Here is a 13,352-nt window from a genome sequence, read left to right on the forward strand (position 1 = left end):
TATGTCCACCGCCGTGCTCGCCGCCGCCGAGCAGATCAACTTCAAGCCCGCAGGCTGGGTCGCGCTCCTGATCATCCTCGGGCTGTGCGTGGGGCTCTTCTTCCTGATGCGCAGCATGGCGCACCAGATGAAGAAGGTCGACTTCGACGAGAAGGCTACCGAGCGGCCCCGTCGGTCGGCGCAGCCGCCGAACGACGACGCCTGAGCGACGGGCTCAGCGCCCGAGCCGGCGTCCGCCCGCCACCGCCGCCGCGGCGATCACGACCGCGAGCACCGCGATGAGCGAGAGCGTCACGACCACCTGGCCCCACCCGACGGCAGCCGCGTCGAGGAAGTCGTACGGGACGGGGAGCGGTGGCTTGCCCTCAGGCCCGACGAAGCGCGGGTCCGAGACGGCGCCGCGTACCAGCGTGTAGACGACCCATGCGACCGGCCAGGCCAGGAACCACCACGCACGCCGCTCGAGGCGGGGCCTCAGCAGGAAGAACCCGACCACCGAGCCGACCGGCACCAGGGTGTGGAGCACGAGGTCGTACCACGCCTCGACCCCGTGCAGCGTCTGCTGGCCCGCGAGCAGCAGGTGGTAGACGGCGCCCGTGATGACGATGCCGACGAGGCCCGCGAGGTAGACCGGCTGCCACCAGCCGGCGATCTTGCCCCGCAGGGCGATGACGACGGCGGCGACGAGGACGAGGATGTTCGACTCGATCGTGAAGTACGAGAAGAAGTTGACGAGGCTGCGTCCCTCGGTGACGACGGTGACGGCCTGCCCGACCGTCGCCCATGTCCCCAGCACTGCCAGGACGCCGAACCAGACCCGGACGCTCATCCCGCCGGTGCGGGCCGCAGTGTCGTGCACGCGCTCAATCTAGCTGGACCGCTGCGGTCGTGCGCCCGGCGCGCTCGGGCGCGTGTCAGTGCCGTGAGCGAGGCTGGTGCCGTGGCGAGACCTGATGTTCCTCTCGAGATGCTCGACCGGCTCCGTGCCGTCCTCCTCGTCCTCCCGTCGTGCGACGAGGAGGACGCGTGGGTCGGCGTGCGCTGGCGCGTGGGCTCGGCGACGGTGGCCCATGTGTTCGGCGGCGAGGACGGGCTGTTCCGCATCACCTTCCGCGCCGATGCGGGCGAGCTGATGGCGTTCGAGCGGCTGGGTCCGCCGTACTTCCGCGGGGAGTGGGGCGACAACGTCGTGGGGATGCTGCTCGACGACGACACCGACTGGGACGAGCTCTCCGAGCTCCTCGTCGACGCCTACTGCATCCAGGCGCCGGCCAGGCTGGTCGCGCTCGTCCAGCGTCCGACCTAGGCGGGCAGCTCGCGCGCGACCGCGAGGACGTCGTATGCGTCGCCGGCGGGCGTCGCGCGCACGACGTGACGCAGCGACAGCATCTCCATGCCGTCGAGCGCGGTCGCCAGGGACGCCACGGTCGGCAGGACCTCGGGAGAGCGCGGACCGCCGACGCCGTACGCGAGGTTGTCCCGCGCATGGCCGAGGTAGACGACCCTGCCGGCCGGACGCAGCCACGTGCGTGCACGCTCGAGCACCAGCGGCAGCTGATCGGTCTGGAGGTAGGCGATCAGCACGAGGTCGACGCGTTCTCCCGGCTCCCACGTGAGGGCGTCACCGACCAGCCAGCGCACCGTGTCACCCGTCGCGTCCCACTCACGCTCGGCGTCCGCGATCGCGACCGGGGAGAAGTCGATGGCCTCCACCTGCCAGCCGCGGGCGGCGAGCCAGGCGGCGTGCCGGCCGTCCCCGCATGCGAGGTCCACGGCCCGCCCTGGCGACAGCGCGACGAGCTCAGCGACGAGCGTCGCGTTGGGGACGGCGCCGAACGGGCGGGGCTGCTCTGCGTAGCGGCGGTCCCAGTCGCTGGAGTCCATGCCCGCAGCCTAGGGTCAGCGGCGCTTGACGTGGCGCGCCCAGCCGAAGCAGTACGCGCCGAAGGCCGCGAGCCCCAAGGCGACAAGGGTCAGCAGGTACGGCCCGAACGGCTGCTCGCGCAGGGTCCGGAGCGCGTCGTCGAGGCCACCTGCACGGTCCGGGTCGTGGTCGATCGCGGCGAGGATGAAGAGCACCCCGATGATCCCGAGCGCGATCCCCTTGGCGACGTAGCCGACCTGGCCGAGCCGGACGATCGCCGACCCGCTCGTCCCGCTCGACGCCGAAGGGTCGAGGTCGTGCTCGAACGACCGCGTCACACCGCGATAGCCCTGGTAGCCGGCGAGAGCGAGCGTCGCGAGCCCGACGAGCGCCACGATCCAGGGACCGCCGGGTGCTCCCATGACGCGAGCAGTCAGCGTCTCCTCGCTGCCGCCCGAGCCACCCGAGCCGCCGCCACCCGACGTACCGGACGCCTGGCGGGCCGCGAGCACGGCGAGAGCGCCGTACAGGACGGCCTTGCCCGCCGCCGAGACCCGCTTGAACGTGCGCTTGGCGCCGTCCTTGTCGCGGAACCCCCACACGGCGTCCGCCAGCTGCCACAGCACCAGGGCCACGAAGCCGACAGCGGTCACCCAGAGCAGCGCCTTGCCGGGCCCGCTCTCGGAGACCATCGCCAGCGCACCCGATTGGCTCGCATCCTCCTGGGTGCCGCCCCACGCGACCTGCAGCGCGATCCACGCGACCAGGAGATGGACGATGCCGTACGCGACGAGCCCCACGCGCGCCCCGACCTCGAGCGCCTTGCTGTCGCGGACCTCACGGCCGGCCTGGTCGCCCTTGCCCTTCACGTTCGTCATCCGGGCATGGTGTCACCCCGCCCGGTCAGGACCGCGACCCGGCTACGCTTCTCGTTCTTCGACCGCAGGAGGATCCATGCCACCCGAGGACTCGCCCGTCCCGACCGAGTACCCGACGGCGCTCGGTCGCACCGCCCGGCGTGAGCTGGCGCGGCACGGCTACACCACGTACGCGCAGCTCACCGACGTCACGCCGAAGGACCTCCTGGCGATCCATGGCGTCGGACCGAAGGCCGTGCGCATCCTCGGTGAGGAGCTCAGCGCGCGCGGGCTCGCGTTCGCGGACTGATCGTCAGGACTTTGAGGCCTCATCGATCTCTGCCTCGAGTGCCTTCTCGTCGGCGCGCAGCTCCTTCTTGGTGACCTTGGCGGCGCGACGCAGGGTCCCTTCGACCCGTGACGCCATGTCGGTCGCCGCGACCACGACCAGACCACTCTGACCGTCGTCCAGCAGCTCGCCGAGCTCCTTCAGGTCGTGGCGGCTCATCCCTCGCGTCACGTGGCCGGCGAGCGCGCCGAGAGCGCCTCCGCCCACGCCCCCGACGATGAGAGCGCCGCCGATCGTGATCGCCGGGAAGAGCGCGACCAGCGCGCCGCCCACCAGGCCGATGCCGAGGCCGCCCCACGCTCCGTGGCGAGTCGGCTGCTCGTGCTTCTTGACGATCTTGACCTTGCCGTCCTCGTGCTTGGAGATCACCGCCGCGTCGTAGGTGTCCAGCAGGTCGGCGTCTTTGTACAGCGCCTTCACCGCGTCGTAGTCGGCAACGGCGTCGTCCTCGTTGTCATAGCTGGCGCCGAAGACGATCAGCGTGTCGAGTGCCATGTCGTTCTCCTCTGGTTGCGGAGACCGCGTGGCCGAACTGCCACACGCTCCCTGTGAGCGTAACGATTTATCCGAGATGGGTGTGATGACCGAAATGGGGGCTTTTCTCTCCGTTTCGCCGGGGTGGGGTGCAGGAGCGGGCTGGTCCTACGGTGGAGGCATGGCCAACCGACTCAGCCGCGCCACGTCTCCGTACCTCCTGCAGCACGCCGACAACCCCGTCGACTGGCACGAGTGGGGCGAGGAGGCGTTGGCGCTCGCCGCCGAGCGCGACGTCCCGGTGCTGCTGAGCGTCGGATACGCCGCGTGCCACTGGTGTCACGTGATGGCGCACGAGTCGTTCGAGGACGTGGACACGGCGGCGTATCTCAACGCGCACTTCGTTCCGGTCAAGGTCGACCGCGAGGAGCGTCCCGACGTCGATGCGGTCTACATGCGGGCGACCACCGCGATGACCGGCCAGGGCGGGTGGCCGATGACGGTCGTGCTCACGCCGACCGGCGACCCGTTCTTCGCCGGCACCTACTTCCCACCCGAGCCGAGGCACGGGATGCCGGCGTTCCGGCAGGTGCTCGAGGCCGTCGCCGACGTGTGGCAGACACGGCGCGGCGACGTCGACCGGATCAGTGCCGACGTCGTCGGGCACCTCGGCGCGCTCGAGGATGCCACCGGGCCCGCGCTCGACGCCGACGCCCTGGACACCGCCGTCCGTGGTCTCGCCGCCCGGTACGACGCGGCGAACGGCGGCTTCGGGGGCGCGCCGAAGTTCCCGCCGTCGATGTGCCTGGAGCTTCTGCTGCGCTACGCGGCCCGCACAGGCTCCGCAGACGCGCTCGCGATGGTCGAGCACACGGCCGAGGCGATGGCGCGCGGCGGGATGTACGACCAGCTCGGCGGCGGGTTCGCGCGTTACTCGGTCGACGCCGGTTGGGTGGTGCCGCACTTCGAGAAGATGCTGTACGACAACGCGCTCCTGCTGCGCGTCTCTCTCCACCTGTGGCGCCAGACCGGTTCGGACCTGGCGCTGCGCGTGGTGCGGGAGACAGCTGACTTCCTCCTCACCGACCTCGCGACGGCCGAGGGCGGGTTCGCATCCGCGCTGGACGCCGACACCGACGGCGTCGAAGGGGCGTTCTACGTCTGGACCCCGGCGCAGCTCGTCGACGTGGTCGGCGAGGCGGACGGCGCCTGGGCCGCGCAGCTGCTGAGCATCACGGCGGACGGGACCTTCGAGCACGGGACGTCGACGGCACAGCTGCGTGAGGACCCTGACGACCTCGCGCGCTGGGCCGATGTCCGGGGGCGGCTCGCGACCGCCCGCCGCGCCGAGCGGACAGCGCCTGCTCGTGACGACAAGGTCGTCGCCGCATGGAACGGGCTCGCCGTCACCGCCCTCGCCGAGGCGGGGGTGCTGCTCGGCGAGCCGGAGTACACCGACGCGGCCGTCGTCGCGGCGACGCTGCTCGCGACCCTGCACACGGGCGACGACGGCCGCCTCGTCCGGACCTCGCGCGACGGCGTCCCGTCGGCCAACGCGGGGGTCCTCGAGGACTACGGCTGTGTCGCCGAGGCATACCTCGCGGTCCTCGGGGTGACCGGTGACGCGGTGTGGCTCACGCGGGCGCGCGCGCTGCTCGACGTCGTGCTCGCGCACTTCCGGGTCGCACCTGACGCTGACCCGGCCGAGGGGAGGGGCTTCTACGACACCGCCGATGATGCGCAGGCCTTGGTCGTACGGCCCCGCGACCTCGCCGACAACGCCACGCCTTCGGGGACGTCGGCGGTCGCTGCCGCGTTCGTGTCGGCGGGGGCGATCACGGGGGAGGGCCGCTATCGGTCCGCGGCCGAGGAGGCGGTGCGCTCGGCGTCCGCGCTGGCCACCGGGTCGCCGCGATTCGCCGGATGGACGCTCGCCGTCGCCGAGGCGCTGCTCGCGGGGCCGCTCGAGATCGCCGTGGTCGGGGAGGGCGACGGTGCCGCGGCGCTACACCGCGCCGCGCTGGCGCTCCCGTCGCCCGGCGCGGTGGTCGTCGCCGCTCCGGTCGGGACACCGCTGCCGCTGTTCGAGGCCAAGGACCTCGTCGACGGACGTCCTGCTGCGTACGTGTGCCGCGGGTTCGTCTGCGAGCGTCCGGTGACCGACCCCGCCGCACTCACGTCGTAGGCGAGGTCGGACCGTCAGCCGGGTCAGCTCAGCACGCTGGCCGGCGACAGCGAGACGGGGAACGGACGGGTGAGGTCGACGGTCTCGTCGCCGACCGCCCGCGCCACCTCGACGTACTCGCCGTCGACGAGGTCCCAGCAGATCAGCGACCGCTCGTACGGCTCCGGGTCGATCACCCAGTACGACGCCGCACCCGCGAACTCGTACCGGGACTTTTTGAGCAGCAGATCGATGCTGCGGGTGCTGGGAGAGATCACCTCGATGGCGAGCAGTGGTGGCGCGTTCAGGACACGGCCGTCCACGTCGGCGCGATGAGCGACGACGACGTCGGGTCGCACCACCGAGTCCTCGGCGAGGACGACGTCGAGCGGGGAGACGAAGACCTTCATCTCCGGTGGGCACGACGCTCGGAGAAGGACCGTGAGCTCGAGGACGGCGTCCTGGTGCTCCGGAGACGGGGCCGGCGTCACGATGAGCGAGCCGTCGATGAGCTCGTACCGGTGTCCGTCGTCGGGGATGGAGTCGAGGTCGGCCCGCGTCAGCGGCCGTAGAGGGGGCAGGCCGATAGGGTGCGTCATCCTCCCAGGCTAGGCGGTCGGCCTCAGGTCGTGTACGCGGCGATAGAGATGCCGACGTAGTGCACGATGAACGCCGCGATCGTCAGCGTATGGAACACCTCGTGGAACCCGAACCATCGCGGGAACGGGTCGGGGAAACGCAGTCCGTACACGACCGCGCCGAGTGAGTAGAGGCCCCCTCCGACGATGATCAGCACGAGGACCGCGGTCGACGAGGCGGCGGCGAACTCGTCGAGCCAGAACAGGGCCGCCCAGCCCAGCAGCACGTAGATCGGGGTGTAGAGCCATCGCGGTGCGTGCACCCAGCACACCCGGAATGCCACCCCGCCGATCGCGCCGACCCACACGAGCGTGAGCAGAATCGTGGCGTCGTGGGGGGCGAGGAGGATCAGCGCGAACGGCGTGTACGAGCCGGCGATGAGCAAGAAGATGTTGGCGTGGTCGAAGCGCTTGAGCAGCATCTCGGCGCGAGGGCCCCAGCGTCCGACGTGGTAGACGGCGCTGACTCCGAACAGCAGCAGCGCGCTGGCCATGTAGATCGCCACGCCCGTCTTCGACCTCGCGCCGGGGGCGAGCACGAGGAGGACCACGAACGCGACCAGGGCGAGTGGCCAGGTGGCGGCGTGGAGCCAGCCGCGCAGTCTAGGCTTGATCTCGACCACGACGTCGCGGATACGATCGCCGACGTCGAAGGAAGCTGGGGGGAACGCCTCATGCTTACTCACAAGTACGACCTTAACGAACGAACCTACGCGAGCGTAGGTAACACTCCTCACGGGAGGACCATCGGTGTCGGTACGCGACCTGCTCTACTCCGTCTATGAGCGACAGCTGCTCGGCAGCCTGCGTCAGGACCAGGTCCCGGCACACGTCGGCGTGATCGTCGACGGCAACCGGCGATGGGCCAAGGGGGCCGGCGGCGACGTCACCTCCGGCTACCAGGCGGGCGCCGACAAGATCATCGAGTTCCTCGGCTGGTGTGACGACCTCGACGTCAAGGTCGTCACCCTCTGGCTCCTGTCGGTCGATAACCTGCAGCGTCCCGAGCCCGAGATCCGGGCTCTCCTCGGTGTCATCGGCAACCTCGTCGACCAGCTGACCGCGTTGCGCCGCTGGCACGTCCGCCTCATCGGCAACCTCGACCTCCTCCCCGACGATCTCGCGGGCTCCCTGCAGGAAGCCGTCGCGTCGACCAGCGACACCGACGGCATGGAGGTCAACCTCTGCGTCGGGTACGGCGGACGCCAGGAGCTCGCCGACGCCGTCCGCTCGCTGCTGCGCGAGCAGTCCGAGCAGGGCCGCACGATCGACGAGGTCGCCGAGGTCCTCGACGTCGAGCACATCGCCGACCACCTCTACACCAAGGGCCAGCCCGACCCCGACCTCGTGATCCGCACGTCCGGAGAGCAGCGGCTGTCCGGCTTCCTCCTGTGGCAGAGCGTCCACAGCGAGTTCTACTTCTGCGAGGCCCTGTGGCCCGCGTTCCGGCGCGTCGACTTCCTGCGCGCCATCCGCTCGTACGCAGAGCGCGAGCGGCGCTTCGGTCAGTGACGCCGCGGTCAGGGGGCGTGCTGGTCGTCCTCGGTGTGCTCGGCGGTCTCGTCTTCTGGCTCAGCACGAGCAGCTCGTCGGTGGAGATCGCCAACCGGGACGCCGACGACTTCGCGCGGCTGCGGGCGGGTGACGGTGTCACCGCGACCGGCACCATGACGGGGACGCAGGAGCGCCAGCAGGCAGCCCGCCGACGCATGGTGACCGTCCAGTGCGCCGTCTACACCTACCCGGACGGGGAGCGGAGCCGCCGGCTGACCAGCGGCTGCGCACGAAACCCCGACGACCTCCCCGACCTCGGCTCGACGGTGCCCGTGATCTTCGACCCCACCGGCCACACCGCGTTCGTGAACACCGACGAGACGGCGGCCCGCCTGGACCGCGCCCGTACCCGCGCCCCCTGGTATCAGTGGGGTGGGCTCGCGCTCGCCGCACTCTCCACGTCCGTCCTGGTCTGGAGCCTCGTACGACGCCTCACCTGGCGCGCGCGCCGAGCCCCGACCGCGTAACCAGACGTTCATCGCTTCGGTGGCGTGTCGCAACAGAACACACGCGCGTCGGTCGTACGGTCGTCTCGTCGGCGGGGCCCACATCCCACCGGCACCGGGAGGCCCGACCGTGCATCATCGATCGTTCGGAGCGCACGCCGTCACAGGCGTCGTCACGGCTTCGGTGCGCGCGGACGGAGGTGGTCCCGCCCCCGGGTCCGCCGCCCTCGTCCCGGCTCCATCTGCGAGAGAGTGAGCCGACGCGGGGATGCGCGTGGGCTCGTGACGAGGAGACAGTCGTGGCTGCAGACAGTGTGACCTCCGCTCAGCGCCGGACGTACGTGATCGACACCAGCGTGCTTCTCGCCGATCCCCGGGCGCTGACCCGCTTCGCCGAGCACGAGATCGTCGTCCCGATCGTCGTCATCAGCGAGCTCGAAGACAAGCGGGCGCATCCCGAGCTCGGCTACTTCGCGCGCGCTGCGCTGCGGCTCCTCGACGACCTCCGGGTCCGCCACGGCACCCTCGACAGCCCGCTGCTCGTCAACGACGAGGGGGGCACGGTCCGTGTCGAGCTCAACCACACCGACCCGGGCGCGCTTCCGTCGGGCTTTCGGCTCGGCGACAACGACACGCGGATCCTCTCGGTCGCCAAAAACCTGGCGGACGATGGCAACGCCGTCACGCTCGTCTCCAAGGACCTGCCGATGCGGGTCAAGGCCTCGGCCGTCGGGCTCACGTCCGAGGAGTACCGCGCCGAGCTCGCGCTGGAGTCAGGCTGGACCGGCATGGCCGAGCTCGAGATCGCCGGCGCCGACGTGGACGTCCTGTACGAGGGCGGCTTCGTCGACCTCGAAGAGGCGCTGGACATGCCGTGCCACACCGGTCTGGTGCTGCTGTCCGAGCGGGGGAGCGCCCTCGGACGGGTCACTCCGGACAAGCGTGTGAAGCTCGTCCGCGGCGACCGTGAGGCGTTCGGGCTGCACGGCCGCTCGGCCGAGCAGCGAGTCGCTCTCGAGCTGCTGCTCGACCCCGAGATCGGGATCATCTCGATGGGTGGGCGCGCCGGTACGGGCAAGTCCGCGCTCGCGCTGTGCGCCGGTCTGGAGGCCGTGATGGAGCGGCGGATGCACAAGAAGGTCGTGGTATTCAGGCCGTTGTACGCCGTCGGCGGTCAGGACCTCGGCTACCTGCCGGGCTCCGAGGCCGAGAAGATGGGGCCGTGGGCACAGGCCGTGTTCGACACGCTCGGCGCCGTCACGTCCGGTGACCTCGTCGAGGAGGTTATCGACCGCGGGATGCTCGAGGTCCTCCCGCTGACCCACATCCGCGGCCGCTCGCTGCACGACGCCTTCGTGATCGTGGACGAGGCGCAGTCGCTCGAGCGCAACGTGCTGCTCACCGTCCTGTCGCGCATCGGGGCCAACTCGCGTGTCGTCCTCACCCACGACGTCGCCCAGCGCGACAACCTGCGGGTCGGACGGTACGACGGGGTGGTGGCCGTGGTCGAGAAGCTCAAGGGCCATCCGCTGTTCGCCCACGTCACGCTCACGCGGTCGGAGCGTTCGCCGGTCGCGGCGCTCGTCACGGAGATGCTCGAAGACCCCGCCTTGTAGCGCCGTGTCGGGCTGCACGAGTCCCACCGCTGTGGTTCAGTGTGAGAGGTCACGTACGTCAGGCGTCCCAGGACGCATCAACGGACGGGAGCAGTCGATGGGGACGAAGGCTGGGCGGCGGTTGGCGGCTGCCGTCGCCGTGGTCGGCACGGCAGCAGGACTGGCCGCGTGCGGCGGCGAGTCGAGCGGGGACACACCGACGCTCACCTGGTACATCAACCCGGACGTCTCTAACCTCGAGCCGTACGTCACGGGCGAGGACGGCAAGCAAGCTCCGGGTGGTCAGGCGTACCTCGCACTGAAGTGCAGCGAGGAGTCCGACGGCCTTTATGACATCAAGGTGGAGCTGCTGCCGAACGACGCGTCGCAGCAGCGCGAGCAGCTCGTCCGACGCCTCGCGGCAGAGGACACGTCGATCGACCTGATGAGCCTCGACCCGGCGTTCACCGCGGAGTTCGCCAATGCCGGCTTCCTTGAGACGATGCCCAAGGAGCAGCAGACCACCCTCTCGGAGGGCATGCTCGACGGCGCCGTCGCGGCGGCGACGTACGACGACAACCTGGTTGCGGTGCCGCTCTGGTCGAACACCCAGGTGCTTTGGTACAGGAAGTCCGTCGCCGAGAAGGCTGGGCTCGACATGACCCAGCCGGTGACCTGGGACCAGGTCATCGACGCCGCTGAGGAGACCCGCACCACCGTCAGCGTGCAGGCCAAGCGGTACGAGGGCTACTCGGTCTGGATCAACGCCCTCGTCTCGGGCGCGGGTGGTCAGATCGTCGAGGACCCCGAGGCGGGCAAGGACGCGAAGATCACCATCGACAGCCCTGCCGGCAAGGACGCTGCGGAGATCGTCTCCAAGCTCGGCAACTCGTCGGCCGCGCCGCCCGCGCTGTCGAACGCGGACGAGGGCGGCACGGTGGCATCGTTCTCGGCGGCCAACGGCGGGTTCCTCGTCAACTGGACGTACGTCTACTCCGATCCCAACGTCGCCCCGTTCAAGGATGACATCGGCTGGGCCCGCTACCCGCAGACCACCGACAGCGACGAGAGCCGACCGCCGTACGGCGGCATCAACATCGGTGTCTCCCGCTACGGCAAGCACCCCGAGCTCGCCTACGACGCTGCGGCGTGCCTGACCTCGCAGGAGAGCCAGAAGACCTACGCGATGGCGTCCGGCAACCAGCCGGCGCGGTCGGCGGTCTACGACGACCCGGAGATGCAGAAGGCGTTCCCGATGGCTGCCCTGTGGCGCGAGAGCATCGACGCCGCTGCGCCGCGGCCGCTGACGCCGTACTGGAGCGACATCAGCACTGCGCTCTACTCGAGCTGGCACCCGCCGTCGTCGGTCGATCCGGACACCACCCCTGCCGAGTCGCAGCAATACATCGAGGACGTCTTGCAGGGCAAGGCACTTCTGTGACGGGCGCGGCGGGAAGCAGGAGGCGATGACGATGGCGACCACGACCGACGAGCCGAAACACGCAGCCACGGAGCGGCGGACGAAGACCCGTACGCCCGAGAGCGCCGAGAACCGGCTCGGCTGGAAGCTTGCCGGCCCTGCCGTCGCGGTGATGCTGCTGGTGACCGCGTGGCCGATGCTGCGGGCCCTCTATCTCTCGCTGTTCAACTACCGGCTGACCGACCCCGACAACCGTGAGTTCGTCGGGATCTCCAACTATGGAGTGGTCCTGTCGGACTCGCTATGGTGGCGCGCGGTAGGAGTGGCGGTGTTCATCATGGTCGTCACTGTGGCCGTCGAGCTGGTGATCGGCTTCGGGTTCGCGATGGTGATGAACAACATCCTCGTCGCCCGCGGGATCGTCCGGGCGTCGATCCTCGTCCCGTACGGGATCATCACCGTCGTCTCGGCGTACGCGTGGCTGTACGCGTTCCAACCGACGACCGGGTTCGTCAACCAGTGGCTTCACCTGGACCCCGGCACCAACATGTTCGACGACTTCTGGGGGTCGATCTTCGTCATCTGCCTGGCCGAGATCTGGAAGACGACGCCGTTCGTGTCCCTGCTCCTGCTCGCCGGCCTCTCGCAGGTCCCGAACGACGCGATCGAGGCGGCGACCGTCGACGGCGCGACGTGGTGGCAGCGTCTCCGGAAGGTGATCCTGCCGTCGATGCGCGCCGCGATCATGGTCGCCGTGCTCTTCCGGGCGCTCGACGCCTACCGCATCTTCGACAGCCCGTTCATCATGACCGGCTTCGCGAACGGGACCGCTCCACCGTCGGGTCTGGTCTACAACGCGATGATCCAACGCGTCGAGCTCGGCCTCGGGTCGGCCATGTCCGTGCTGCTGTTCCTCTCCGTGCTGATCATCGCGTTCGGACTGATGAAGGTGTTCCGGGTGGACCTGAGCCAGGTGAGGGGAGACTGACATGTCACCGCGTCGCAAGGCCCGCGTGCTGTGGTCGCTGGTCGCGATCCTGATCGGGTTGCTCTTCGCCGGAGCCGGGCTGTGGCTCATCGAGCGGCCCGACCTGTGGCTGTGGCTGATCACCGGCACCGTCTTCGTGATCACCGGTGCGGTCGGGCTGCTGCTCGGTGAGAAGGCCCCGCAGATCTCGTGGGGATCGATCCTGGGCGCGGAGCTCATCGTGCTCTACACGCTGACTCCGGTGGTCTACCTCGTCTCGCTGTCCCTCAAGGGCGGCAACGCCGACGTCAACCAGGGCGGGTTCCTGCCGCACGACCCGGGGTTCGACAACTTCGAGACCGTCTTCAAGTTCGACCTGTTCCAGCACGCGCTGATCAACTCGTTTGGCATCTCGGTCATCGCGACGACGATCTCGGTGGTCCTGGCGACCTTCGCCGCGTACGCGATCGCGAGGCTGCGGTTCCGGGGCAAGAAGTTCGTGCTCTCGATGGCTCTGGCGATCGCGATGTTCCCGGTCGTCGCGCTAGTCGGCCCGTTGTTCGACATGTGGCGCGCGATCGGCATCTACGACACCTGGCTCGGCCTGATCATCCCCTACCTCTCTTTCACGCTCCCGATGTCGATCTGGGTCCTCTCGGCGTTCTTCCGCGAGATCCCGTGGGAGATGGAGCAAGCGGCCCAGGTCGACGGGGCGACGTCGTGGCAGGCCTTCCGCAAGGTCATCGTTCCTCTTGCGGCGCCCGGCGTCTTCACGGCCGCGATCATCACGTTCTTCTTCGCGTGGAACGACTTCGTGTTCGGCATATCCCTGACATCGACGACCCGAGCGATCCCCGTCCCGGCGTCGCTGGCGTTCTTCACCGGCGCGTCACAGTTCGACCAGCCGATCGCGGCGATCGCGGCGGCCTCGGTCGTCGTGACCGTCCCGATCTTCATCATCGTCCTCCTGTTCCAGCGCAAGATCGTCTCCGGCCTCACGTCCGGTGCAGTGAAGGGTTGACCC

The 13,352-nt window shown here is 69.7% G+C and carries 16 protein-coding genes; 10 read left to right on the plus strand and 6 right to left on the minus strand.

The annotated features are described in order from the left end of the window. Position 1: 1 nt before the first annotated feature. Positions 2-205 carry a hypothetical protein gene (locus ACFSDF_RS09545; protein WP_167001798.1) on the plus strand — a complete coding sequence of 68 codons (204 nt, stop codon included), beginning with the start codon at positions 2-4 and terminating at the stop codon, positions 203-205. A 9-nt stretch (positions 206-214) separates the two neighbouring features. Here ACFSDF_RS09545 and ACFSDF_RS09550 read toward each other — a convergent pair whose 3' ends face one another. Then, entirely contained in the window at positions 215-859 is a 645-nt protein-coding gene (locus ACFSDF_RS09550; RefSeq protein ID WP_377157267.1) for a Pr6Pr family membrane protein, read from the minus strand. Between the two features lie 81 nt (positions 860-940). Here ACFSDF_RS09550 and ACFSDF_RS09555 point away from each other — a divergent pair, with 81 nt between their 5' ends. Next, positions 941-1,306: an MmcQ/YjbR family DNA-binding protein gene (locus ACFSDF_RS09555; protein ID WP_243842893.1), complete on the plus strand. Its 366-nt coding sequence runs from the start codon at positions 941-943 to the stop codon at positions 1,304-1,306. Here the strand turns inward: ACFSDF_RS09555 and ACFSDF_RS09560 are convergent. Next, positions 1,303-1,884, minus strand: a complete 582-nt coding sequence (locus ACFSDF_RS09560) for a class I SAM-dependent methyltransferase (protein ID WP_377157269.1) — start codon at positions 1,882-1,884, stop codon at positions 1,303-1,305. The two genes, ACFSDF_RS09555 and ACFSDF_RS09560, sit on opposite strands and share 4 nt — an antisense overlap. A 15-nt stretch (positions 1,885-1,899) precedes the next feature. Then, entirely contained in the window at positions 1,900-2,742 is an 843-nt protein-coding gene (locus ACFSDF_RS09565; RefSeq protein WP_377157271.1) for a DUF1206 domain-containing protein, read from the minus strand. A gap of 76 nt (positions 2,743-2,818) precedes the next feature. Between ACFSDF_RS09565 and ACFSDF_RS09570 the strand changes: the two genes are divergently transcribed. After that, complete coding sequence (locus ACFSDF_RS09570) at positions 2,819-3,031, plus strand: helix-hairpin-helix domain-containing protein (RefSeq protein WP_167001806.1); 213 nt, start codon at positions 2,819-2,821, stop codon at positions 3,029-3,031. Positions 3,032-3,034: 3 nt separating this feature from the next. Here the strand turns inward: ACFSDF_RS09570 and ACFSDF_RS09575 are convergent, their stop codons facing one another. Continuing rightward, positions 3,035-3,565: a DUF1269 domain-containing protein gene (locus tag ACFSDF_RS09575; protein ID WP_377157274.1), complete on the minus strand. Its 531-nt coding sequence runs from the start codon at positions 3,563-3,565 to the stop codon at positions 3,035-3,037. 160 nt (positions 3,566-3,725) lie between these two features. Here ACFSDF_RS09575 and ACFSDF_RS09580 point away from each other — a divergent pair, with 160 nt between their 5' ends. Then, positions 3,726-5,729, plus strand: coding sequence for a thioredoxin domain-containing protein (locus ACFSDF_RS09580; protein ID WP_377157276.1), 2,004 nt, complete (start codon positions 3,726-3,728; stop codon positions 5,727-5,729). Between the two features lie 23 nt (positions 5,730-5,752). Here the strand turns inward: ACFSDF_RS09580 and ACFSDF_RS09585 are convergent, their stop codons facing one another. Both ACFSDF_RS09585 and trhA read right to left on the minus strand, forming a co-directional pair. Beyond that, positions 5,753-6,307, minus strand: coding sequence for a Uma2 family endonuclease (locus tag ACFSDF_RS09585; RefSeq protein ID WP_167001812.1), 555 nt, complete (start codon positions 6,305-6,307; stop codon positions 5,753-5,755). A 23-nt stretch (positions 6,308-6,330) separates the two neighbouring features. Further along, the gene (gene trhA, locus ACFSDF_RS09590; RefSeq protein ID WP_208322273.1) at positions 6,331-7,032 is read right to left on the minus strand and encodes a PAQR family membrane homeostasis protein TrhA; all 702 of its coding nucleotides are present in this window, start codon (positions 7,030-7,032) and stop codon (positions 6,331-6,333) included. A gap of 64 nt (positions 7,033-7,096) precedes the next feature. Between trhA and ACFSDF_RS09595 the strand changes: the two genes are divergently transcribed. The 6 genes from ACFSDF_RS09595 to ACFSDF_RS09620 all read left to right on the plus strand — a co-directional run bounded on the left by ACFSDF_RS09595 (position 7,097) and on the right by ACFSDF_RS09620 (position 13,349). Further along, positions 7,097-7,858: an isoprenyl transferase gene (locus ACFSDF_RS09595; RefSeq protein ID WP_167001814.1), complete on the plus strand. Its 762-nt coding sequence runs from the start codon at positions 7,097-7,099 to the stop codon at positions 7,856-7,858. A gap of 17 nt (positions 7,859-7,875) precedes the next feature. Continuing rightward, positions 7,876-8,367: a DUF3592 domain-containing protein gene (locus tag ACFSDF_RS09600; protein WP_377157279.1), complete on the plus strand. Its 492-nt coding sequence runs from the start codon at positions 7,876-7,878 to the stop codon at positions 8,365-8,367. A 278-nt stretch (positions 8,368-8,645) separates the two neighbouring features. Continuing rightward, complete coding sequence (locus tag ACFSDF_RS09605; protein WP_377157281.1) at positions 8,646-9,962, plus strand: PhoH family protein; 1,317 nt, start codon at positions 8,646-8,648, stop codon at positions 9,960-9,962. Positions 9,963-10,059: 97 nt separating this feature from the next. Then, a complete protein-coding gene (locus ACFSDF_RS09610) occupies positions 10,060-11,382 on the plus strand; it encodes an extracellular solute-binding protein (RefSeq protein ID WP_167248870.1) in 1,323 nt (440 codons plus the stop codon). A 25-nt stretch (positions 11,383-11,407) separates the two neighbouring features. Beyond that, positions 11,408-12,349: a carbohydrate ABC transporter permease gene (locus ACFSDF_RS09615; protein ID WP_377157283.1), complete on the plus strand. Its 942-nt coding sequence runs from the start codon at positions 11,408-11,410 to the stop codon at positions 12,347-12,349. Between the two features lies 1 nt (position 12,350). Continuing rightward, complete coding sequence (locus ACFSDF_RS09620) at positions 12,351-13,349, plus strand: carbohydrate ABC transporter permease (RefSeq protein ID WP_167248868.1); 999 nt, start codon at positions 12,351-12,353, stop codon at positions 13,347-13,349. Positions 13,350-13,352 lie beyond the last annotated feature (3 nt).

Origin of the sequence: Mumia zhuanghuii (assembly GCF_042681565.1) — a bacterium.
Lineage (GTDB): Bacteria > Actinomycetota > Actinomycetes > Propionibacteriales > Nocardioidaceae > Mumia.

Excerpts from the sequence above, each read along its gene's own strand:
- ACFSDF_RS09545 (WP_167001798.1), top strand. The coding sequence starts at position 2 with ATGTCCACCGCCGTGCTCGCCGCCGCCGAGCAGATCAACTTCAAGCCC.
- ACFSDF_RS09560 (WP_377157269.1), bottom strand. The coding sequence starts at position 1,884 with ATGGACTCCAGCGACTGGGACCGCCGCTACGCAGAGCAGCCCCGCCCG.
- ACFSDF_RS09565 (WP_377157271.1), bottom strand. The coding sequence starts at position 2,742 with ATGACGAACGTGAAGGGCAAGGGCGACCAGGCCGGCCGTGAGGTCCGC.
- ACFSDF_RS09570 (WP_167001806.1), top strand. The coding sequence starts at position 2,819 with ATGCCACCCGAGGACTCGCCCGTCCCGACCGAGTACCCGACGGCGCTC.
- ACFSDF_RS09575 (WP_377157274.1), bottom strand. The coding sequence starts at position 3,565 with ATGGCACTCGACACGCTGATCGTCTTCGGCGCCAGCTATGACAACGAG.
- ACFSDF_RS09580 (WP_377157276.1), top strand. The coding sequence starts at position 3,726 with ATGGCCAACCGACTCAGCCGCGCCACGTCTCCGTACCTCCTGCAGCAC.
- ACFSDF_RS09585 (WP_167001812.1), bottom strand. The coding sequence starts at position 6,307 with ATGACGCACCCTATCGGCCTGCCCCCTCTACGGCCGCTGACGCGGGCC.
- ACFSDF_RS09610 (WP_167248870.1), top strand. The coding sequence starts at position 10,060 with ATGGGGACGAAGGCTGGGCGGCGGTTGGCGGCTGCCGTCGCCGTGGTC.
- ACFSDF_RS09615 (WP_377157283.1), top strand. The coding sequence starts at position 11,408 with ATGACGATGGCGACCACGACCGACGAGCCGAAACACGCAGCCACGGAG.
- ACFSDF_RS09620 (WP_167248868.1), top strand. The coding sequence starts at position 12,351 with ATGTCACCGCGTCGCAAGGCCCGCGTGCTGTGGTCGCTGGTCGCGATC.